Annotated in this window: 20 protein-coding genes; 14 read left to right on the top strand and 6 right to left on the bottom strand. The window is 73.7% G+C overall.

Annotated features, from left to right (window positions below):
* Positions 1 to 18: 18 nt before the first annotated feature.
* Positions 19 to 1,341, bottom strand: coding sequence for a sensor histidine kinase (locus tag ACIBNE_RS20860; RefSeq protein WP_399273590.1), 1,323 nt, complete (start codon positions 1,339 to 1,341; stop codon positions 19 to 21).
* 134 nt (positions 1,342 to 1,475) lie between these two features.
* Between ACIBNE_RS20860 and ACIBNE_RS20865 the strand changes: the two genes are divergently transcribed.
* Positions 1,476 to 2,387: an ABC transporter ATP-binding protein gene (locus ACIBNE_RS20865; protein WP_399273592.1), complete on the top strand. Its 912-nt coding sequence runs from the start codon at positions 1,476 to 1,478 to the stop codon at positions 2,385 to 2,387.
* Positions 2,384 to 3,238 (top strand): ABC transporter permease, encoded by an 855-nt coding sequence (locus tag ACIBNE_RS20870; RefSeq protein WP_399273594.1) that lies wholly within the window; start codon positions 2,384 to 2,386, stop codon positions 3,236 to 3,238. Before ACIBNE_RS20865 ends, ACIBNE_RS20870 begins: the two co-directional genes overlap by 4 nt.
* 79 nt (positions 3,239 to 3,317) lie before the next feature.
* Here ACIBNE_RS20870 and ACIBNE_RS20875 read toward each other — a convergent pair whose 3' ends face one another.
* From ACIBNE_RS20875 to ACIBNE_RS20885, 3 genes are all read right to left on the bottom strand, one after another.
* Positions 3,318 to 4,202: a hypothetical protein gene (locus ACIBNE_RS20875; protein WP_399273596.1), complete on the bottom strand. Its 885-nt coding sequence runs from the start codon at positions 4,200 to 4,202 to the stop codon at positions 3,318 to 3,320.
* Positions 4,203 to 4,365: 163 nt separating this feature from the next.
* Complete coding sequence (locus ACIBNE_RS20880; RefSeq protein ID WP_399273598.1) at positions 4,366 to 5,229, bottom strand: serine protease; 864 nt, start codon at positions 5,227 to 5,229, stop codon at positions 4,366 to 4,368.
* A gap of 102 nt (positions 5,230 to 5,331) precedes the next feature.
* A complete protein-coding gene (locus ACIBNE_RS20885; protein WP_399273601.1) occupies positions 5,332 to 6,216 on the bottom strand; it encodes a serine protease in 885 nt (294 codons plus the stop codon).
* Positions 6,217 to 6,378: 162 nt separating this feature from the next.
* Here ACIBNE_RS20885 and ACIBNE_RS20890 point away from each other — a divergent pair, with 162 nt between their 5' ends.
* From ACIBNE_RS20890 to ACIBNE_RS20915, 6 genes are all read left to right on the top strand, one after another.
* Positions 6,379 to 7,194, top strand: a complete 816-nt coding sequence (locus tag ACIBNE_RS20890) for an SAM-dependent methyltransferase (protein ID WP_399273603.1) — start codon at positions 6,379 to 6,381, stop codon at positions 7,192 to 7,194.
* Positions 7,187 to 7,939, top strand: coding sequence for a class I SAM-dependent methyltransferase (locus ACIBNE_RS20895; protein ID WP_399273605.1), 753 nt, complete (start codon positions 7,187 to 7,189; stop codon positions 7,937 to 7,939). The genes ACIBNE_RS20890 and ACIBNE_RS20895 overlap by 8 nt, the downstream gene beginning before the upstream one ends.
* Positions 7,940 to 8,035: 96 nt before the next feature.
* Positions 8,036 to 8,503 (top strand): hypothetical protein, encoded by a 468-nt coding sequence (locus tag ACIBNE_RS20900; RefSeq protein ID WP_399273607.1) that lies wholly within the window; start codon positions 8,036 to 8,038, stop codon positions 8,501 to 8,503.
* Positions 8,504 to 8,608: 105 nt separating this feature from the next.
* Entirely contained in the window at positions 8,609 to 8,995 is a 387-nt protein-coding gene (locus ACIBNE_RS20905) for a hypothetical protein (RefSeq protein WP_399273609.1), read from the top strand.
* Positions 8,996 to 9,057: 62 nt separating this feature from the next.
* Positions 9,058 to 10,245 carry a PLP-dependent cysteine synthase family protein gene (locus ACIBNE_RS20910; protein WP_399273611.1) on the top strand — a complete coding sequence of 396 codons (1,188 nt, stop codon included), beginning with the start codon at positions 9,058 to 9,060 and terminating at the stop codon, positions 10,243 to 10,245.
* Positions 10,242 to 11,522, top strand: a complete 1,281-nt coding sequence (locus ACIBNE_RS20915; RefSeq protein WP_399273612.1) for an MFS transporter — start codon at positions 10,242 to 10,244, stop codon at positions 11,520 to 11,522. The genes ACIBNE_RS20910 and ACIBNE_RS20915 overlap by 4 nt, the downstream gene beginning before the upstream one ends.
* Before the next feature lie 121 nt (positions 11,523 to 11,643).
* Here the strand turns inward: ACIBNE_RS20915 and ACIBNE_RS20920 are convergent, their stop codons facing one another.
* Positions 11,644 to 11,844, bottom strand: a complete 201-nt coding sequence (locus tag ACIBNE_RS20920) for a twin-arginine translocation signal domain-containing protein (RefSeq protein ID WP_399273614.1) — start codon at positions 11,842 to 11,844, stop codon at positions 11,644 to 11,646.
* 247 nt (positions 11,845 to 12,091) lie between these two features.
* On the opposite strand from ACIBNE_RS20920, the gene ACIBNE_RS20925 reads away from it, so the two are divergent.
* The 6 genes from ACIBNE_RS20925 (at position 12,092) to ACIBNE_RS20950 (ending at position 18,551) form a co-directional block, all read left to right on the top strand.
* On the top strand, positions 12,092 to 13,303 hold the full coding sequence (locus ACIBNE_RS20925; protein ID WP_399273616.1) for a pyridoxal phosphate-dependent aminotransferase: 1,212 nt from the start codon (positions 12,092 to 12,094) through the stop codon (positions 13,301 to 13,303).
* 77 nt (positions 13,304 to 13,380) lie between these two features.
* A complete protein-coding gene (locus ACIBNE_RS20930) occupies positions 13,381 to 13,761 on the top strand; it encodes a hypothetical protein (RefSeq protein WP_399273618.1) in 381 nt (126 codons plus the stop codon).
* A 200-nt stretch (positions 13,762 to 13,961) separates the two neighbouring features.
* On the top strand, positions 13,962 to 15,092 hold the full coding sequence (locus ACIBNE_RS20935) for a hypothetical protein (RefSeq protein WP_399273620.1): 1,131 nt from the start codon (positions 13,962 to 13,964) through the stop codon (positions 15,090 to 15,092).
* 9 nt (positions 15,093 to 15,101) lie between these two features.
* Complete coding sequence (locus ACIBNE_RS20940) at positions 15,102 to 16,322, top strand: toxic anion resistance protein (RefSeq protein ID WP_399273622.1); 1,221 nt, start codon at positions 15,102 to 15,104, stop codon at positions 16,320 to 16,322.
* Positions 16,319 to 17,926 carry a substrate-binding domain-containing protein gene (locus ACIBNE_RS20945; RefSeq protein ID WP_399273623.1) on the top strand — a complete coding sequence of 536 codons (1,608 nt, stop codon included), beginning with the start codon at positions 16,319 to 16,321 and terminating at the stop codon, positions 17,924 to 17,926. The genes ACIBNE_RS20940 and ACIBNE_RS20945 overlap by 4 nt, the downstream gene beginning before the upstream one ends.
* A complete protein-coding gene (locus ACIBNE_RS20950; protein ID WP_399273625.1) occupies positions 17,913 to 18,551 on the top strand; it encodes a hypothetical protein in 639 nt (212 codons plus the stop codon). The genes ACIBNE_RS20945 and ACIBNE_RS20950 overlap by 14 nt, the downstream gene beginning before the upstream one ends.
* Positions 18,552 to 18,684: 133 nt before the next feature.
* On the opposite strand, the gene ACIBNE_RS20955 is transcribed toward ACIBNE_RS20950, so the two are convergent.
* Entirely contained in the window at positions 18,685 to 20,520 is a 1,836-nt protein-coding gene (locus tag ACIBNE_RS20955; RefSeq protein ID WP_399273627.1) for a phosphoenolpyruvate carboxykinase (GTP), read from the bottom strand.
* Positions 20,521 to 20,728 lie beyond the last annotated feature (208 nt).

Raw genomic sequence — 20,728 nt, forward strand, 5'->3', positions numbered from 1 at the left:
GGCACGGACCTCGACCTCTCACTCCTCGTTCGCGGCGCGCGCCACCACCTCTCCGGGGCGCGCGCCGTCCACACCTGCCGCCGACGGGGACGGCGGCAGCGGAAAGCTCGCCCGCACCGCGAAGCCCCCGTCCGGTTCCGGGCCCGCCGCGAACCGCCCGTGCAGCAGCGTGACGCGCTCCCGCATCCCGGCCAGGCCGTAGCCGTAGCCGCTCCCGGTCGCGGTCACACGGGCGCCGTCCCGGCCTCCGCTCCCCGTACCCCCGTTGACCACCGCCACCTCCAGTGACTCCGCCCCGTACCCGATCGTCACCCGGCACTCCCCCACCGCCGCGTGCCGCACCACGTTGGTGACCGACTCCTGGACCACGCGGAACACCGCCAGCTCCGTCTCCGGCGGCACCGGGCGGCGCGCGCCCGTCCACTCCACCGCCACCCGCACCCCCGCCGCCGTCGTCGCGGCGGCCAGCGGCTCGATGTCCGCGACGCCCTGCGCCGCCGCGTCGCCGTCCGCCTCGCGCAGCGCGCCCAGCATGCGGCGCAGGCCGGAGAGGGTCTCCCGGCCCGCGTTCTCGACCTCGGCGAGCGCCTCGCGGGCGCGCTCCGGCTGGGTGTCGATCACCCGCCGCGCGGCGCCGGCCTGGAGCGCGATGATGCCGATGCTGTGGGCGACCATGTCGTGCAACTCCCGCGCGATGCGCAGGCGTTCGGCGGTGACGGCCTGTTCCGCGTGGTGCGCGCGGGTCTGCTCGGCGGACACGCGCGACTGCTGGGCCGTACGGCCCAGCGCCCACGCCACGACCGCCGACAGCGCGAGCGGCAGGGCGAGCGTCGTGCCCGCCTCCCACCCCACGAGCACCCGTACCGCCAGGTGTCCGAAGAGCACGCCGAGCGCCAGGGCCAGCGCGGCGAGGCCGGTCCGGTAGGGGCCCGCCGCCGCGACGAAGTACACCGCGACGATCGCCGCGAGGAACTGCGCCATCGGGATGTGGGCCACCGCGAGGGGCAACGTGCCCAGGACCGCGGCCGCCAGCAGCAGGCCGAGGCCGTGCAGGGGCCGCGCGTCCATGCGGCGGGCGCCGCGCAGGGTCAGTGCCGTGGCGAGCGCCAGCGTGAGGAGGCCGTCCCAGCGGTAGAACTGGACCGGGGTGAACGTGGAGGGCTGGTTCTCGCCGGGCAGCCGCATCCGCAGCAGGAAGGTGAACAGCAGCCCGACGTACCAGGCGAGCACCACCCAGCCGTCCGGCCGCAGGCGCCCGAGCCGCGGCCCGCCGGACGGCTCCCGGCCCCCTCCCGGACGGGCCGCCCCGGCGGGCCGCGGCTCCTGGTCTGAGGTGGACATGGTCGCGATCGTATTCCGGCGGCCCCCGGCGGTCGTCGGACCGGGGGTGTACACCCCCGGTCGACACCGGGCGCCCCGCACTGTCGGCGCTGGTGCGATGACGCGGGGCGGGCGCGGGCGGCAGCGTGGGACGCGTGATCGAAGCCAATGAACTCACCAAGCGGTACGGCGCCACGACGGCCGTCAAGGACCTGAGCTTCACCGTGCGGCCTGGGCGCGTCACGGGGTTCCTGGGTCCCAACGGCGCGGGCAAGAGCACCACGCTGCGCATGGTCCTGGGGCTGCACGCGCCGAGCGGCGGCAGCGTGACCGTCGGCGGGCGCCCCTTCCGGGACCGGCCGCGCGGACTGCGGCACGTGGGCGCGCTGCTGGACGCGGGCGAGGTGCACGGCGGGCGCGGCGGGCGGGCCCACCTGGCGGCGCTGGCCCGCTCCAACCGCATCCCGCGCGCCCGGGTCGACGAGGTGCTGGAGGAGGTCGGCCTGGCCGGGGCCGCGCGGCGCAGGATCGGCGGCTACTCGCTGGGCATGCGGCAGCGGCTCGGCATCGCGGCCACGCTGCTGGGCGATCCGCCGGTGCTGCTCTACGACGAGCCGCTGAACGGCCTCGACCCGGAGGGCGTGCAGTGGGTGCGCGGGCTGTTCCGGCGGCTCGCGGCGGAGGGCCGCACGGTCTTCGTCTCCAGCCACCTGATGAGCGAGATGGAGCACACGGCCGACGACCTGGTCGTCATCGGGCGCGGCGAGCTGATCGCCGCCGAGCCGCTGGCCGACTTCGCGGCGCGCGGCACGGCGGTGACGGTCGCGGTGCGCACGCCGGGGGCCGACGCGCTGGCCGCGCTGCTGACGGCCGAGGGCGCGGCGGTGGAGCGGACCGGCGCCGAGCTGCTGTCGGTGACCGGGCTCGCCGCGCCGCGCATCGGCGAGATCGCGCACGGCGCTGCCGTCCCGGTGCACGAACTGACCACCCGTAACGCCTCGTTGGAGGACGCCTTCATGGAACTGACCGCCGCGCGCACGGAGTACCCGGCGGGCGGGGCCCGATGAGCGCCGCCGCCCCCACCGTCCCCGCCGCCCCCGCCGCCCTCACGGACGAGCCGCGCCCGCGCCCGGTCGACCTGGTCGCGTCCGAGTGGCTCAAGCTGTGGTCGCTGCGCTCCACGACCTGGGCGTACCTGCTCACCGGTCTCGCCGTGGTCGCCTTCAACGTGGGCACGGCCTGGGACGTGGTCCGCTACTGGCCGAAGGACGACCCGCACCACGCGGACCGGTTCATCGCGGACGGGCTGCCGCTGCACCTGTCGTTCACCGGCAACGGCACGTTCGTGATGCTGCTCTGCCTGGGTGCGATCGGCGCGCTGCCGATCGTCGGGGAGTACGGCTCCGGGCTGGTCCGCACCACGTTCGCGGCCGTCCCCGCGCGCGGCTCGGTCATGGCGGCGAAGGCCGTCGTGGTCGCGGCGGTCTCCACCGGGTTCGGCGCGGTCGTCGCCCTGGCCTCGTTCTCCGGCAGCCAGGCCGTGCTCGGCACGCGGGACGCGAACATCGCCTTCGGGGATCCCGGGACGCTGCGCGTGGTCGTGGCGTCGGCGCTGCTCGCGCCGCTGTGCGCGCTGACGGGCCTCGCGCTGGGGGCGCTGCTGCGGCACGCGGCGACCTCGATGGTGCTGGCGACGCTGGTGCTCCTGCTGCTGCCCGCGATGCTCGGCGAGCGGCGGTACTGGACGGCGGTGGCCGCGCACGCGATGCCGTACAACGCCTGGCTGCGCCTGACGGAGACCGGCGGCGCCCCGGTGCCGTACCCCTGGACGGAGGCCGGGGCGTGGACGGTGTACGGGGTGTGGGGCGCGCTCGCGGCGGCGGTCGCGGTGCTGGCGGTGCGGGGCAGGGACCAGTAGCAGGGACCGGTAGGGGCGCGGCCCGGGACCGGTAGGGGTGCGGCCCGTGGCAGCAGGGGTACGGCCCTGGGCCGGTCGGTCAGGGCTTGTTGCCGTTGCCCGCGAGCAGCTTCTCCGTCTCCTCGTGTGCGCGGGCGCTCTGGGTGTTGCTCTCGTCGTGGAACTTCCTGAGGTACTCGATGAGCACGGTCACGCACTTGTCCCGGCCGTCGTACTCGGCGTTGTCGGTGAGCGTGAAGTCGGGCGCGATCTCCCGCAGCTTCCCGTCGGGGTCGGTGTACACCGGGTGCCAGCGGAGCCGCACCTGGGGGTTCAGCTCCTTGACGACGTGCAGCTGCGGGACCTCCTGCGAGATGAGGACGCTCTCGGGGTTGAACGCCCGCATGAAGATGTGCACGGGGCCGTTCGCGCGGGACACGAACTCCTTGGACAGGATGTTCCACATCGGCGTCGTCAGGGCCCAGTTCCGGTTCAGCCTGATCACGTTGAGCACGCCGCCGATGCGGGTCCGCTCCAGCGGCATGTGGCCCTTGGCGTAGGCGTAGTCGCTGAGGTCGAGGCCGCCCGACCACAGGGCCATGGTGGGCCGGTCGATCTCCAGGTACTTGCCCATGAGCGCGGTGAAGGTCCGGTACCAGGTGTTCGTGGCGCGCAGTTCCCGCTGTTCCTGGCGCACGGACGTCTTCGCCATGGCCTCGGCGTTCAGCGGACCCTGCTCGGCGACCCCGCCGAGCAGCAGCTGCCAGGCGTCGTCGGCCTCCTGCTGCGGGATTCCGGCGGCCCGCACCAGCTCCTGGTACGGGCCCCACTCGGGGTGTTCGGTCGGCCGGTCCGCGTACTGCTCCTGCGGGGTGGCCGTCCGCTGCACCCACTGGGCCACGGCCGCGTTCCCCGCGGTGCGCTGGAGCGCGGGGATCCCGGCCGCCCGCCGCGGTGCCCGCGCGGTCGCCCGGGGCTGCGTCACGGGCCCCGGTGGGTTCGCCTTCTCGTACACGGTCCGCCCCGTCCTCCCGGTCGTCCCCGCCGACCCTAGGCGCGGCGGGGACGACCGTACGAGGTACGAAAGGGCAGGCCCGGGGGCACGCGGCAGGGCCAGGGCCCGCGCGCGCCCCCCCCTGCCGGGCGCCCTAGCCCTTCGCGGGCTTCGGCAGCCTGCAGTCCTTGCGCGACAGGTCGACCTTGCTGGCCAGGCCCACGCAGCGCGTGATCAGCGCGGTCTGCTGCGCGTAGTTGATGCCCTTGCGCACGGTCACCCGCCCCTTGCGGTCGACCTCGCAGGGGTTGTTGAGCGTGCACCGCTCGCCGTCCTCGTTGCCCGTGTTGTTCACGGCGACGACCTTGCCGGTCTTGACGTCGATGACGGGCGAGCCCGACGTGCCGCCGATGGTCTGGCAGTCGGGGGTGTAGCGGACGGAGTTCTTCCAGGTCCAGTCGTACTCCTTCAGGCGGTGGACGAAGCCGTCGACGTTGCAGTTGTAGGTCTTCTTCCAGTAGCCGGAGACGACCGCGATGGCCCGCCCCTTGACCGGCTGCCGCGTGTCGAGCTCCAGCGGCTCGATGCCGTACTGGGCGCTCAGCCGCGCGTAGGTGGCGTTGAGCTGGTACAGCGCGACGTCCGTGTCGGTCATCGTCGCGTACGCGACCTTGCTCGATATGAGCGACGCGACCCGCTGCCCGTCGGGGCCGAGCAGGCTGACGTCGCGGTACGACGGCCGGTCCACGACGACCTCGCCCGCCTTGAGCAGACCGGACTCCAGACAGTGCCCGTTCGTGAGCATGAGCACCGGGTCGAGGGGCTTGGTGTGCGGCAGTCGGACGATCGAGCCGGAACAGTTGCTGAGCGCGACCGTGCCGGCGAAGTCGACCTGGTGCGCCGCGCGTTCCGCAGACGGTTTCACCGGGGCGTCCTGCGGCACCGCGGCCACGACGGGCGCGGCGCCCGCCCCCACGAGCGTGAGCGCGAGCAGGGCACCGAATACGGGCTTCTTCATGCGTGCGTCCCCCTCCAATGAGCGTTCTGGCACGCGCATTCTTGGGGGACGCACCCGTCCCGGACAAGGGGTGTGGGCTCAACTGCCCCTGTCCACAAGTGATTACGGCTTCGGGAGCCCGCAGCCGGGACGGTTGAGGTCGAGCTGGCTGCCGGGGCCTATGCAGGGCACCATCTGGTACGTCTGCTGGCCGTAGTTGATGCCCTGGCGGACGGTGACGTTGCCGCTCTGGTCCACCTCGCAGGGGTTGTTGTCGGTGCAGCGCCCGCCGTCCTCGTTGCCGGTGTTGTTGACGGCGACGACCTTGCCGGTGTTCGCGTCGACGACCGGCGAGCCCGACGTGCCGCCGATGGTCTGGCAGGCGGAGGTGTAGCGGACCGAGTCCTTCCAGGTCCACTGGCCTTCCTTGAGGCGGTACGCGAAGCCGTCCACGTTGCAGCTGTAGATCCGCTTCCAGTAGCCGGAGACCACCTTGATGGCGGTGCCCTGCGCCGGGCGGGCCGACTGGAGTTCGAGTGCCTTGATGCCGTACTGGCTCTCGATCTGCGCGTACGACGTGGTGAGCTGGTACAGCGAGACGTCCGTGTCGGTCATCGTGCCGTACGCGATCTTGCTGGCGCGCAGCGTGGCGACCTTGCTGCCCGCGGAGTTGAGCAGGCTGAACGTGCGGGACGAGGCGCGGTTGACGACGACCGTGCCCATGGGCGGGAAGCCGGTCTCCAGGCAGTGCCCGTTGGACATCACCAGCGCGGGGTCGCCGGGCTGGGAGGAGGCGGTGCGGACGACGGAGCCCGAGCAGTTGCTGAGCGCGACCGTACCGGCGAAGTTGACGGCCTTGACCTGCGCCTTGGGCTGGACCTTGGCCGGGGCCTGGGCCGAGGCCCCGGCCCGTGCCGCCGCTCCCGCGTCCGACGCGGCGACGGCGGGCGCGACGCCCGATCCGACGAGCGCGAGCGTGAGCAGCGCGCCGGCGAGAGGCTTGTTCATGTGGGGGTCCCCTCCTGCTTGCTTGCCAATGCTGAAATTGTCATGAGCATTGTTGTTGCATGGGCCCCGGTGGGCAAGAGAGCGATCACGACTCGTCGCACCGAAATTCGGTGTCGCGGCACCGCGGTACGGGATTACCGTGCCGCCCCTATGACTTCTGCCATGACTTCTGCGAACGATCTGCCGCCGCGCCTCACCCGCCTCGCCTTCCACGGACCGCTCTCCGAGGCCCGCGCCGCGCGCCTCGTCGACCGGCTGACCTCGCCGCCCCCGGCCACGGTGCTCGACCTCGGCTGCGGCTGGGGCGAGTTGATGCTCCGCCTCCTCGCGGCGGCGCCCGGCGCCACGGGCACCGGCATCGACGTCAACGCCGCCGACCTGGCGCGCGGCCGCGCGAACGCCGACCGGCTCGGCCTCGCCGGACGCGTCGCCTTCGTCGAGTCCCCGGCCGCCGACGCGGCGCCCGCCCCGGCCGACCTGGTGCTCTCGCTCGGCGCGAGCCACGCGCTCAGCGACGCCGCGCCGCCGCACCACACCACCGAGGCGCTGGACGCGCTGCGCCGCCTGGTGAACCCGGGCGGGCGCGTGCTGTTCGGCGAGGCGTTCTGGCAGCGCACGCCGAGCGGGGGCGAGTTGGCCGCGATGTGGCCGGACGCGTCGGCCGCCGAGCACCACCACCTGGCCGACCTCGTCGACCTCGCGATCGCCGCCGGGTTCCGCCCCGAGCACATCGAGACCGCGACGGAGGCGGAGTGGGAGGACTTCGAGTCCGGCCACAAGTCCGACCTGGAGGCGTGGCTGGCCGCCCACCCCGGCCACCCGCTCGCCGCCGAGACCCGCGAGCGCGTGGACCGGATGCGCTCCTGGTGGCTGCGCGGCACGCGCGGGGTGCTCGGCATGGCGTACCTGACGCTGGTGCCCGTGGCGGACCCGGCACCGGCCCGGCCGGCCGCGGCCCCGGAGGGCGCCCGTGGCTGACAGCGCCTTCGCGGACGAGACGCTCGCCGCGCTCTACGACCCCGGGCACCCCTCGGAGCTGCGGGCCGACTTCGCCTTCTACCGCCCGCTGATCATGGCCGCGCCCGCCGTCCTCGACGTCGGCTGCGGCACGGGCTCGCTGCTGCACTCGGCGCGCGACGCGGGCCACACCGGACGGCTGTGCGGGCTCGACCCGGCGCCGGGGATGCTGAAGGTCGCGCGGGCCCGCGTGCCGCACGGGTCCGTCGAGTGGACGCTGGGCGACCTCTCCAGCGTCTCGTACGACCGGGAGTTCGACCTCGTCGTCATGGCGGGCCACGCCTTCCAGGTCTTCGTCACCGACACCGAACTGCGCACCGCGCTCGCGAAGATCGCCGCCGCGCTCGCCGACGGCGGCCGGTTCGCCTTCGAGACCCGCAACCCCTCGGCGCGCGCCTGGGAGGGGTGGACGGTACGGGATCCGGTCAAGGTGACGGGCCCCGACGGCGAGGAGGTCGCCGTGACCCGGGAGGTCGAGGAGCCCGCGCCTGGCGCGCGGACCGTCTCGTTCACCACCAGGTACGACGCGCCGTCCTGGCCGCGCCCCAGGAGCAGCCGCAGCACGTTGCGGTTCCTGGACTCCGAGGCCCTCGCGGGGTTCCTCGACGGGGCCGGGCTCAAGGTCGTCGAGCAGTACGGCGACTGGGACCGCTCGCCCCTGACTCCCGCCTCTCCGGAGATCGTCACGGTCGCGGGACGCGCCTGAACGGCAGGGTGGCGCGCCTGAACGGCAGGGTCCGGATCGCGCCACCCCGTGCGGCACGCGCCGGGCGGGGCGGCGCCCAGCGGCTACGATCACGGCATGGTCACGGCCCGGTCTCCGTTCGGCACCCCGGGCGCCCGCCGCCCTGCGGGCGCCGCTCGCGTGCTGTGGCTGGGCGCCCTGCTGCTGACGCTGCTCTTCGCCCACGGCATGGGCGTCGAGGGCCAGTCGGGCCACGTCTCCCCGGTCGCCGTCACCTCGTCGGTGCTCGCCGCCGACGCACACACCCACGCGGACCCCGGGGCCACGACCCCGGACCACGGCACGCACGACGCCCCGGGCGACGGCGACGACCACCCCGGCGGCGAATGCCTCTCCGCCCAGCCCCAGGACCCGACCCCGGTGGTCACCGCGCCGCCGTGCGCGGGCCCCGGCACGGGCTGGGACACCCTCGCCGCGTACGGCTCCGACGCACCGGGCCGGGCCGCGCCGCGCCCGGACGGCGGCACGGCGGACGCGGACGACTCCGCGGACGCGCAGGGACGCGCGGCGAACCTCCGCGTCTAGAGGCGGCCCGCCCCCGTCGGCCGTCGGCGCCCCTCCGCGTACCCCGTACGCCCTTCGACGGCCCCGCCCTCCGCCGCCCTCCGCGACAGAGTCCACGGAGTCGTCATGCCGTCCTCCCCCGCACCCCGCCGCCACCGCTGGTTCCCCTGGTGCGTCGCCCTCGTCCTGTCCGCGCTCGCGCTGCTGGCCGTCGGCTGCCCCGGGCACGTGCTGAACCCGGCCGCGTCCCACGCCACCCACGCCGCAGGACCCGCGGCCCACCCCGCGGGCACGTCGGTCGAGCAGCCCTGCGACGCCCGCGACGGCGGCACCGGCACCCTCGCCGAACGCCCCGCGCCCGCCCGCGCGCTGCCGCAGAGCGCCGCGCCCGAACCGTCCGGGCCCGCGCCCTCGCAACTCGCCCCCGGCCCCAAGCCGTACGCGTTCACGGCCACCGCCCGCGCACCCAGGCCGCCCTCACCGCTCCCGACCACCTGCCGGTGGCGCATATAGGGGCTCGCGCACTCCGCGAGCACCCCGTCCAGCGCTTCCCACCGAACAGGCAGGAACGAACGATGAACCTCCCCACGTCCACCCCCACTTCCACCCCCGCCTCCGCACCCGCCCCCACCTCCACCCCCGACTCCGCCTCCGCGCCCGCCTCCACCTCCACCTCCACCGAGTCCCACACCGCCGCCGCCCACACCCCGGCCCGTTCCGCGCTCTCCGGTCTGGTCGGCGACACCCCCGTCCTGCGGATCTCCCGGCCCCTCGCGCCCGAGGGACGCGGCTTCTGGGCCAAGCTGGAGGGCTTCAACCCCGGCGGCATCAAGGACCGTCCCGCGCTCCACATGGTCGAGCGGGCCCGCGCGCGCGGCGAACTGCTCCCCGGCGCCCGGATCATCGAGTCGACCAGCGGCACCCTGGGCCTGGGCCTGGCGCTCGCCGGAATGGTCCACGGCCACCCGGTCACGCTCGTCACCGACCCCGGCCTCGAACCGTCCATGACCCGGCTGCTCACCGCGCACGGCGCCCGCGTCGACACGACGGCCGAACCGCACCCCGAGGGCGGCTGGCAGCAGGCCCGCAGGGACCGCGTGGCCGAACTCCTCGCGCGGCACCCCGGTTCCTGGTGCCCCGACCAGTACAACAACCCGGACAACATCACCGCGTACACCCCGCTCGCCCTCGAACTCGCCGCGCAGCTGCACCACATCGACGTGCTGGTGTGCAGCGTGGGCACCGGCGGGCACTCCGCCGGGATCTCCCGCGTGCTGCGCCAGCTCTACCCGCAGCTGCGGGTCGTCGGCGTCGACACCATCGGCTCGACGATCTTCGGCCAGCCCGCGCGGCCCCGGCTGATGCGCGGCCTGGGCTCCAGCATCTATCCGCGCAACGTCGCCTACGGCACCTTCGACGAGGTCCACTGGGTGGCGCCCGCCGAGGCCGTCGCGACCTGCCGCCTGCTGGCCTCGTCGCACTACGCGACGGGCGGCTGGAGCGTCGGCGCGGTCGCGCTGGTCGCGGGCTGGCTGGCCCGCACCCTGCCCGCCGACACCCGCATCGCGGCGGTGTTCCCCGACGGACCGCAGCGCTACCTCGGGACGGTGTACGACGACGAGTACTGCGCGCGGCACGGCCTGCTGGCCGCGCCCGCGGCCGACGGACCCGACGTGCTCGCGCGCCCCGACGACAAGGAGGTCACGCGCTGGACGCGCTGCGCCGAGGTCGTCGACCCGATGGCCCGGGAGGTGCTCAAGTGAAGGAGACGGTCGCCCAGTTCCGTACGTACGGCTGGAGTTCGCGCCTGCTGATGGTGAACCAGTTCACCATCAACCTCGGCTTCTACATGCTGATGCCGTACCTCGCGGCGCACCTGTCGGGCTCGCTCGGGCTGTCCGCCGCCATGGTCGGACTCGTCCTGGGCGTACGGAACTTCACCCAGCAGGGCATGTTCCTGATCGGCGGCACCCTCGCCGACCGGATCGGCTACAAGCCCATGATCGTCGCGGGCTGTCTGCTGCGCACGGCCGCCTTCGCCGCGCTCGGCCTGGTCGACTCGCTGCCCGCGCTGCTCGCCGCGTCCGCCGCGACGGGCCTGGCGGGCGCGCTCTTCAACCCGGCCGTGCGGGCGTACCTCGCGAAGGACGCGGGCGAGCGCAGGGTGGAGGCGTTCGCGCTGTTCAACGTCTTCTACCAGGCGGGCATCCTGCTCGGCCCGCTGGCCGGGATGGCGCTGACCGCCGTGGACTTCAGGGCCACCTGTCTGACGGCCGCCGCGATCTTCGCGGTGCTGAGCGCCGTACAGATCAGGGCGCTGCCGAAGCGGGGCGCGGACGCGGGGACCGAGCGGGCCGACGGCGTACTGGCGCAGTGGCGCTCGGTGGCCGCCAACCGGCCGTTCCTGCTCTTCGCCGCCGCGATGACCGGCTCGTACGTGCTGTCGTTCCAGGTCTACCTCGCGCTGCCGCTCGAAGTGCGGCGGCTGGGCGGCGACGGGGTGGGCGCGACGGCGTCCACCGCGCTGCTCTTCGCGGTGTCGGGGCTCGGCACGCTGCTGTTCCAAACCCGGGTCACCGCGTGGTGCAAGGCGCACTTGGCACCGGGGCGGGCGCTGGTGTGGGGGCTCGTCGTGATGGGCGCGGCGTTCCTGCCCCTGCTGGCCGTCGTCCCGCTGGACGTGCCGGATCCGGGGGCGGGGCGCTGGCTGCTGGTGGCGGTGCCGCCCGCGCTGTGCGCGCTGCTGCTGGCGCTGGGGACGATGGTCGCGTACCCCTTCGAGATGGACACGGTGGTCCGCCTCTCGGGCGACCGGCTGGTCGCCACGCACTACGGGTTCTACAACACCGTGTGCGGGGTCGGCATCACGCTCGGGAACCTGCTGACGGGCGCGGCGCTGGACGCGGCGCGCTCGGCGGGGCTCTCCGCGCTGCCGTGGCTGGCGCTGTGCGCGCTGGGCCTGCTCTGCGCGGCGGCCCTGCACGGGCTGCACCGCGCGGGCCGCCTCGCGGAGCCGAGGCGGCAGCCGGTCACGGCCTAACGGCCCGGCGGCCGGGCGGCTCGACGGTCGGGCGGCCCGGCGGTCGGGGGTGGGAGGTGGGAGGTGCGGAGCGCTCGGGGGTGCGCCCCGCACCTGCCACGTGTGGGGGGGGACGGAAGGGTCAGCCGTCCGCGTGCGGGACCTCGGGCGCGGCGGGGAGCGAGCGGGGCCCGTCCTGCTCGACGCTCACCGTCTTCCCCGGCACCCCCGGCTTCTCCGGCTCGGCGGCGCCCGCCTGGTGCGCCAGCGGGATGCCGACCACGAGCGTGGTGGCAGCTGCGACGACTCCGCAGCCGACGGCCTTCAGCAGCTTCCTCCGCACGTCCGATCACCCGTCCCCGTCAGTCCGTCCAAGGCCGGCCCGCGCGGCGGTCCTCGGGGACCGCCGGTGGGGCACGGCACCCATCCTCGGGGAGCGGGCGGCGCGGGTACACGACGCTGACAGGTAGCTGTCAGCCCGGCCGCCCGCCCGGCCGCCCCCTCGCCTCCGCCCCCGCCGCCTCCGCCTCCGCCGCCACGTGTCGCAGAACACGGGGCGGGGCGGGTTACGCGCCCGTAAGCTCGCGTTCATGCAGGTGATCCAGTCGACCAAGCTCGCCAACGTCTGTTACGAGATCCGGGGCCCCGTCCTGGAGGAAGCGATGCGGCTAGAGGCGGCGGGCCACCGCATCCTCAAGCTCAACACGGGGAATCCCGCGGCGTTCGGCTTCGAGTGCCCGCCCGCGATCCTGGAGGACATCCTCCGCAACCTCGGCGGGTCGCACGGCTACGGCGACGCCAAGGGGCTGCTCTCGGCGCGCCGCGCGGTGATGAGCCACTACGAGACCAAGGGCATCCCGCTGTCGGTGGAGGACATCTACCTCGGCAACGGCGTGTCCGAGCTGATCCAGATGTCGATGCAGGCACTGCTCGACGACGGCGACGAGGTGCTGGTCCCCGCGCCCGACTACCCGCTGTGGACGGCGTCGGTCTCGCTGGCGGGCGGCACGGCCGTGCACTACCGCTGCGACGAGCAGGCCGACTGGATGCCCGACCTCGCGGACATCGAGCGGAAGATCACCGACCGCACCAAGGCGATCGTGATCATCAACCCGAACAACCCGACGGGCGCGGTCTACGACGACGGGATGCTGCGCGGACTGACCGAGATCGCCCGCCGCCACCGGCTGGTGGTCTGCTCGGACGAGATCTACGACAAGATCCTGTACGACGGGGCGACGCACACCCCGACGGCGGCGATCGCCCCCGACCTGATGGTGCTCACCTTCAACGGCATGTCGAAGAACTACCGGGTGGCCGGGTACCGCTCGGGGTGGCTCGCGGTGTGCGGCCCCAAGGCGCACGCCTCCTCGTACATCGAGGGCCTGACGATCCTCGCGAACATGCGCCTGTGCGCGAACATGCCGGCCCAGCACGCGGTGGCCGCCGCGCTCCAGGGGCGGCAGTCGATCGAGGACCTGGTGCTGCCGGGCGGGCGGCTGCTGGAGCAGCGGGACGTGGCGTACGACCTGCTGACCCGGATCCCGGGCGTGACGTGCGTCAAGCCGAAGGGCGCGCTGTACCTCTTCCCGCGGCTCGACCCCGACGTCTACAAGGTCAAGGACGACCGGCAGATGGTCCTGGACCTGCTGCGCGCGGAGAAGATCATGGTCGTGCACGGCACCGGCTTCAACTGGCCGGAGCCGGACCACTTCCGGATCGTGACGCTGCCCGCGGCGAAGGACCTGGCGGACGCGGTGACCCGGATCGGCAAGTTCCTGGAGGGCTACGGACAGCCCTAGAACTTCTCGGGACTCTGCTCAACTTTAGACACAATCTAAGCTAGGATGGCTTCCTGAGACTCCGAGGAGGCCAACCCATGTACGAACCGATCCGTACCAAGTCGGTCCACACGACGACCGAGGGCTCGTACGTGCCGCACCGGTCGCGCGAGGAGGAGCTGGACATCCAGCTCGCCGGGCACCTGTCCGCACTGCTCGCGGTCACCGACGAGCTGGGGCTCGACGCGGCGGCGGAGCGGATCGCGGAGCAGGTCGCACGGCTGCGGGGCGCGCCGCCCGCGCGGCACGCGGCCCGCACCGCGGCGGGCGCCTCCGCGCTCCACGACCGCGCGCACGCGCTGGCGGGGCGGGCGCTGGTCGTCGCGGCGTCGCGGGCGGACACGACGGTGGCGATCCTGGCGGCGGAGCGGATGGACGCGCACGCGGCGGGCGCGGCGGGGCTGGTCGGCGCCCCCTAGTACCGGCCCCGGTCCGCGGCTGCCCAAGCCCCGGGCCGGGTGCCACCTTCCGCGGGGCGGGGGCGGGTGTCCCGCACGGCGGGCCCGCGCGGGGTCCGTAGCCACATCGCGCGGGTGCCCCCTCCCCCCGGGACCGCCCGCCTCCGGTTGCGTACTGGGATCGTCGATTCACCCGCCGTACACCCAACTCCGCCCGGAACGTGGGTTTCCGCGAGCACCCTGCCCCCGTGAGACGAATCTCAGCGATCGCCCTCGCGGCCCTCCTCCTCGCCGGCGTCGTCGTCGCCGTCCTCGTGGGCCGCTCGAACGGGGGCACGGCGAACGACGGCGACGGCCGCCGCGCGGCAACGAAGACCGTGCGCGGCCTCATCGGCTCGGAGAAGTCCGAGTTCTTCGCGGACCCGGCCGTCGTCAAGGCCCTCGCGGCCAAGGGCTACACGGTCAGGACCGAACCATCGGGCTCCTGGGCCATGGAGCAGAACCCCGTCCGGGGCTACGACTTCGCGTTCCCCGGATCCAAGGCCCCGGCCGACGAGATCCAGCAGAAGGCGAAGGCCAACAAGGGCGCGCCCACCCGCCCCTTCTACTCGCCCCTCGTCGTGGTCGCCCACTCCTCCGCCGCCCGCGTCCTCGCCGACAACGGCCTGGCCACGCTCCCGCCGGGCAGCCGCACCGGCACGCTCCGCATGGGCGCGTACCTCGCGGCGGCCCGCGCCGACCGCACCTGGCAGCAGCTCAAGGGCACGGCGGCGCACGCGGAGTTGACGGGCACGCTCTTCATCACCACCACCGACCCGGCCACCTCCAACTCCGGCGCCCTCTACCTCGCCGCGGCCTCCTACGTCGCCGACGGCGGCAAGGTCGCCGCGAACGACGCGGCGGTGGCCCGCACCAAGCCGCTCCTGCGCAAGCTCATCCAGGTCCAGGGCGCCCAACAGACCAGCAGCGACGCGCCGTTCAGGGACTTCATCAGCGGCGTCGGCAACCCGCTCGTGCTCGTGTACGAGTCCCAGGTCGCCTCGCTCCTGCTCCAGAAGCAGCAGGTCGGCGACCTCGTCGTGCTCTACCCGGACACGACGGTCTCCAGCGACCACACCCTCGTGCCCCTCACCGAGGCGGGCCGCGAGATCGGCGCGCTGCTCGCGGGCGACCCGAAGCTGCGCGCGCTCGCCGTACGGCACGGCTTCCGCCCGCAGGGCGCGGCCGCCGAGTTCACCGTGGCGACCGCGCCGCACACCGGCTACCTCAACCAGCGGCTCACCGGCATCCGCCAGGCCCCCGTGCCCACCGCACAGGTGCTGCGCGCGATGGCCGGCGCGGCCCGGAGCTAGGAGATCCCCGTGACAGACGCACCCCTGACGGGCGCGCCCGGGGCGGCGGCCCCGTCCCTCGCCCCGCCCGAGCCCCTCACGCTCACCCCGCCCGAGCCCGTCGCCCCCGTCCGCGCCGATCAGGCCGCGGGCCTGGTGCCCGTCGAGGACTCCGTGCGCGAGGAGATGGCGCGGCGGGCGGCGGAGTACGTGGCCGGGCTCGCCGGACTCGACGCGCGCTCCCCGGAGTTCGCGACCCGCATCGGCGAGATCAACAACCTCGGCCAGGGCGACATCCGCAGCGCCGCCCAGCAGTCGAACCGCATGCTGGACCGCACCGTGCGCTCCCTGTCGAACTCGTCGGGAGAGGGCGACGCGACGGCCCGCGTCGGCTCCTCGCTCGTCGAACTGCGGCGCACGGTCGAGGACCTCGACCCGCGCGACACCCCGGGGCGCGGCGCCCGCCGGCTGCTCGCCAAGCTGCCGGGCGGCAACAGGCTGCGCGACCACGTCGCCAAGTACGCCTCCGCACAGTCCACCCTGACCCGCATCGTGGGCTCGCTCCGCAGCGGACAGGACGAACTGCGCCGCGACAACGCCGCGTTGCACACCGAGCGCACCCGCCTGTGGTCGACCATGGGCAAGCTCCAGGAGTACGCGGTGCTCACCGAGGCCCTGGACGCGGCCATCCAGGAGCGCATCGCCACCACCGCCGACCCGGTCCAGGCGGACGCGCTCCGCGCCGACGTGCTCTTCCCGGTCCGCCAGAAGCACCAGGACCTGCTGACCCAACTGGCCGTCTGCGCCCAGGGCTACCTGGCGATGGACGTCGTGCGCCGCAACAACGACGAGCTGGTCAAGGGCGTCGACCGGGCCGCGACGACCACGCTCTCGGCGCTGCGCATCGCGGTGATGCTGAGCGTGGCGCTGGAGAACCAGCGGAAGGTCACCGAGCAGGTGCAGGTGCTGCGCTCCACGACCGAGGAGCTGATCCGCGGCAACGCGGAGATGCTGGCGACGCAGAGCGGCGAGATCCAGCGCATCGCGGCGGATCCGGCGGTGGGCGCGGAGACGCTGCGCGCCGCGTTCCAGTCGATCTACCACACGCTGGAGGCGATCGACACGTACAAGGTCCAGGCGACGGAGGCGATGGCCGCGACGGTCGAGACCCTGACGACGGAACTCCACCAGGCGAACGCGTACCTGGAACGCTCCCGCACGACGAGCGCGCTCGAAGGGGGACAGCCGTGAGAGACCGTGCGCCCCGCCGGGGGCGCGGGGCACTGCTCGCCGCGGGCGCCCTCGCCCTCGCAGCCGCCCTCCTCACCGGCTGCACCGACGACCCCGCGGGGAAGGGCTCCCCCGACCCCACCCACGACCCCACGCGCTCCACCGGAGCGCCCCGCACCCTCCGCGTCCTCGCCTCCTCCGAACTCTCCGACATGGCCCCGATCCTGGACGCGGCCGCCAAGGCGACCGGCATCACCGTGAAGCCCACCTGGACGGGCACGGTCGAGGCCGTCGACCGGTTGGCCTCGGGCGCCGCCGACAAGGCGTACGACGCCGTGTGGCTCTCCTCCAGCGACCACCTCCGCCTGCGCCCCGAAGCCGCCCGCAAGGTCGCGTCCGAGACCCCGGTCATGACCTCGCCCGTGGCGATCGGCGTGAAGCCCGCAGTCGTCGCCCGCCTCGGCTGGCAGCCGGAGAAGGTCACCTGGGCCGACGTCCACCGGGCCGTCGCCGCCGACCGCCTCACGTACGGCATGACCGACCCCGAGCGCTCCAACTCCGGCTTCGCCGCGCTCGTCTCCGTCGCCTCGGCGCTCTCCGGCGCGCAGTCCGCCCTCAGCGACGCGGACGTGCGCACCGCGTCGCCCCGGCTCAAGGAGTTCTTCGCGGGCCAGCGCCTCACCTCGGGCTCCTCGGGCTGGCTGGCGACGGCGTACGCCCGCAGGGGCGACGTGGACGCGCTGATCAACTACGAGTCCGTGCTCCACTCCATGAACCGCGACGCGGCGGCGAAGGGCGGGAGCACCCCGCCCCTCACCGTCGTCCGCCCCCGCGACGGCGTCATCACCGCCGACTACCCGCTCGCCCCGCTCACCGCGGCCGCACCCGCCGCCCGCGACGCGCTGCGCGACCTCACCGGGTACCTGCGCACCCCCGCCGCCCAGCGGCAGATCACCGAGCGCACGCTGCGCCGCCCGGTCGTCACCTCCGTACCGCCCGCCCCGGCGCTCGCCGCGGGGCAGCGGCGCGAACTGCCGTTCCCCGGCAGCAGGGCCGTGGCGGACGGCCTGCTCGACGCGTACCAGAACAAGCTGCGCCGCCCCTCGCGCACCGTCTACGTCCTGGACACCTCGGGCTCCATGGCGGGCGAGCGGCTGACCCGCCTGAAGGCCGCGCTCACCCAGCTGACCGGCGACTTCCGCGAACGCGAGCAGGTGACGCTGCTGCCGTTCGGCTCGAAGGTCAAGCGGGCCGTCACGCACACCGCGGCCCCGGCGTCCCTGCGCTCGGCCGCCGCCGCGCTCAGCGCCTCCGGCGAGACGGCGATCTACTCCAGCCTGGAGGCGGCCTACGGCCACATCGGCGACGCCGGCACCGGGGCGTTCACCTCGATCGTCCTGATGACGGACGGCGAGAACACCACGGGCGCATCGGCCGCCGACTTCGACGCGTTCTACGCCGGGCTCCCGGCCGACCGCCGTACGACCCCGGTGTTCCCCGTGGTCTTCGGCGACTCGGACCGCGCGGAGCTCACCCACATCGCCCAACTCACCGGCGGACGGCTCTTCGACGCGACGAAGGGTTCGCTGGACGGCGCCTTCGAGGAGATCCGTGGCTACCAGTAGAACCCGCACCCGCCCCCCGCTCGCCGGGGCCCTGGTCTACCTGGAGTCCCGCAAGAACCTCGCGGGCTCCGCCTGCGGCCTGCTCGGCCTCGCCCTCACCTTCACCGGACTCGCGGGCCCCTACTGGCCGTTCGTCGTCGCGGGCCTGTACGGCGCGGGCGCGCTGATCGCCCCGCCCGAGCGGAGCGAGGCCCCCTGCTTCCCCGACCCGGCCGAGCAACTGGACGCGCTGCGGGCCGACTTCGCGACGCTCCGCGCGTACCTGGAGACGGTGGAGCTGCCCCCGGCGGCCGCGGGCCGCACCACGGAACTGACGAACGTGCTGGAGGCGCTGCTCGACCCCGGCTGGGCGGGCGGCGGGCTGGCGGACGACCCGGAGGGCATGCACACCCTGGCCAGGGCGATCCGCCAGGACATCCCGGAGTCCGTCGACACCTACGTGCGCACCCGCTGGTGGACCCGCATCACCCCGGGCACCGAACCCCCCGAGCGGCACCTGGAGCGCCAGCTCGACCTGCTCCACCGGGAGGCGGAGAAGCTGGCGGCGGCCCTGCACGAGACGGAGGTGCGCCGCCAGCACACGCACACCAACTACCTCCAGGGCCGCGTCTCCGACGGGCCCTAGGCGCCCCTGGGCACGTGTTCGGCCCCCGGAGCCGTGAGGGGGCTCCGGGGGCCGGTGAACCGTGGCGGACCGTCGTGACCCCACTGGTCAGGGCGGTGTTTCGGGGCAGCCCGCCACGGGCTTGGGGAGGGCGTCAGCCCAGGCGCGCCACCAGGGAGTGGTACTCGTCCCACAGCTCCTTGGGCGTGTGGTCGCCGAAGGTGTTGAGGTGCTCGGGGACCAGGGCGGCCTCCTCGCGCCACACCTCCTTGTCGACGTTCAGGAGGAAGTCGAGGTCGGCGTCGGCCAGGTCGAGGCCCTTGGTGTCCAGGGACTCCTTGGTCGGCAGGACGCCGATCGGGGTCTCGACGCCCTCGGCGCGGCCGTCGAGGCGGCCGACGATCCACTTCAGGACGCGGCTGTTCTCGCCGAAGCCGGGCCACACGAACTTGCCCGCGTCGTTCTTGCGGAACCAGTTCACGTAGTAGATCTTCGGCAGCTTCGACTGATCCTTGTCGGCGCCGACCTTGACCCAGTGAGCCATGTAGTCGCCCATGTTGTAGCCGCAGAACGGCAGCATGGCGAAGGGGTCGCGGCGCAGCTCGCCGACCTTGCCCTCGGCGGCGGCGGTCTTCTCGGACGCGACGTTCGCGCCGAGGAAGACGCCGTGGTTCCAGTCGAAGGACTCGGTGACCAGCGGCACGGCGGAGGCGCGGCGGCCGCCGAAGAGGATCGCCGAGATCGGCACGCCCTTCGGGTCCTCCCACTCCGGCGCGATGGTCGGGCACTGCCCGGCCGGGACGGTGAAGCGGGCGTTGGGGTGGGCCGCCGGGGTCTCGGACGCCGGGGTCCAGTCGTTGCCCTTCCAGTCCGTGAGGTGCGCGGGCGCCGTCTCGGTCATGCCCTCCCACCACACGTCGCCGTCGTCGGTGAGCGCGACGTTGGTGAAGACGGAGTTGCCCCACATCGTCTTCATGGCGTTGGCGTTGGTGTGCTCGCCGGTGCCGGGCGCGACGCCGAAGAAGCCCGCCTCCGGGTTGATCGCGTACAGCTGGCCGTCCTCGCCGAAGCGCATCCAGGCGATGTCGTCGCCGATGGTCTCCACGGTCCAGCCGGGGATCGTCGGCTCCAGCATGGCGAGGTTGGTCTTGCCGCACGCGGACGGGAAGGCCGCGGCGACGTACTTCGTCGCGCCCTCGCCCGCCGGCGGGGTGAGCTTCAGGATGAGCATGTGCTCGGCGAGCCAGCCCTCGTCGCGCGCCATGACCGACGCGATGCGCAGCGCGTAGCACTTCTTGCCGAGCAGGGCGTTGCCGCCGTAGCCGGAGCCGTACGACCAGATCTCGCGGTCCTCGGGGAAGTGCGAGATGTACTTGGTGGAGTTGCAGGGCCACGGGACGTCCTGCTGCCCCTCCTCCAGCGGCGCGCCCAGCGTGTGGACGGCCTTCACGAAGAAGCCGTCGGTGCCCAGCTCGTCCAGGACCTTCCGGCCCATGCGGGTCATGGTGCGCATGGCGACGGCGACGTACGCCGAGTCGGTGATCTCGACGCCGATCGCGGAGAGCGGCGAGCCGACGGGGCCCATGCAGAACGGGACGACGTACATGGTGCGGCCGCGCATGGAGCCGCGGAAGACGCCGTTCTCACCGGTGAAGACCTCCCGCATCTCGGCGGGGGCCTTCCAGTGGTTCGTGGGGCCTGCGTCCTTCTCGTCCTTCGAGCAGATGAAGGTGCGGTCCTCGACGCGTGCGACGTCGGAGGGGTCGGAGGCGGCGTAGTACGAGTTGGGCCGCTTGCTCTCGTCCAGCTTCTTGAAGGTGCCCTTGGCGACGAGCTCGGCGCACAGGCGCTCGTACTCGGCCTCCGAGCCGTCGCACCAGACCACGCGGTCCGGCTGCGTGATCGCTGCGATCTCGTCGACCCAGGAGACGAGCTCCTGGTGGTCGGTGGGGACGGAAGAAGTGGTGGGAGCCGCGTTTTCGCGCGCCACGATCGCTCCTAAGAGAGGGTTTTCGGCTGTTCTGCCCTTGTCTGCCCCGTGGGGGCTGCGACCCGGATGCTTCGTAGCTGCTCATCCGGTGCCGACCGCACTCATCTGATCATCCGTGGCTCGCGCCCATATGTCCAGGGGGCCTCTCACGTGAGCATCGCCACTCGTTCACCCGCCGTTCGCCGGTCGTCGCCGGTCATATCCGTTA

The organism is Streptomyces sp. NPDC050504, from assembly GCF_044458065.1.
GTDB lineage: Bacteria > Actinomycetota > Actinomycetes > Streptomycetales > Streptomycetaceae > Streptomyces.

Bases quoted from the DNA above. Each gene is read 5' to 3' on its own strand.
- ACIBNE_RS20860 (WP_399273590.1), bottom strand. From the start codon at position 1,341: ATGTCCACCTCAGACCAGGAGCCGCGGCCCGCCGGGGCGGCCCGTCCG.
- ACIBNE_RS20870 (WP_399273594.1), top strand. From the start codon at position 2,384: ATGAGCGCCGCCGCCCCCACCGTCCCCGCCGCCCCCGCCGCCCTCACG.
- ACIBNE_RS20880 (WP_399273598.1), bottom strand. From the start codon at position 5,229: ATGAAGAAGCCCGTATTCGGTGCCCTGCTCGCGCTCACGCTCGTGGGG.
- ACIBNE_RS20885 (WP_399273601.1), bottom strand. From the start codon at position 6,216: ATGAACAAGCCTCTCGCCGGCGCGCTGCTCACGCTCGCGCTCGTCGGA.
- ACIBNE_RS20890 (WP_399273603.1), top strand. From the start codon at position 6,379: ATGACTTCTGCGAACGATCTGCCGCCGCGCCTCACCCGCCTCGCCTTC.
- ACIBNE_RS20900 (WP_399273607.1), top strand. From the start codon at position 8,036: ATGGTCACGGCCCGGTCTCCGTTCGGCACCCCGGGCGCCCGCCGCCCT.
- ACIBNE_RS20905 (WP_399273609.1), top strand. From the start codon at position 8,609: ATGCCGTCCTCCCCCGCACCCCGCCGCCACCGCTGGTTCCCCTGGTGC.
- ACIBNE_RS20910 (WP_399273611.1), top strand. From the start codon at position 9,058: ATGAACCTCCCCACGTCCACCCCCACTTCCACCCCCGCCTCCGCACCC.
- ACIBNE_RS20925 (WP_399273616.1), top strand. From the start codon at position 12,092: ATGCAGGTGATCCAGTCGACCAAGCTCGCCAACGTCTGTTACGAGATC.
- ACIBNE_RS20930 (WP_399273618.1), top strand. From the start codon at position 13,381: ATGTACGAACCGATCCGTACCAAGTCGGTCCACACGACGACCGAGGGC.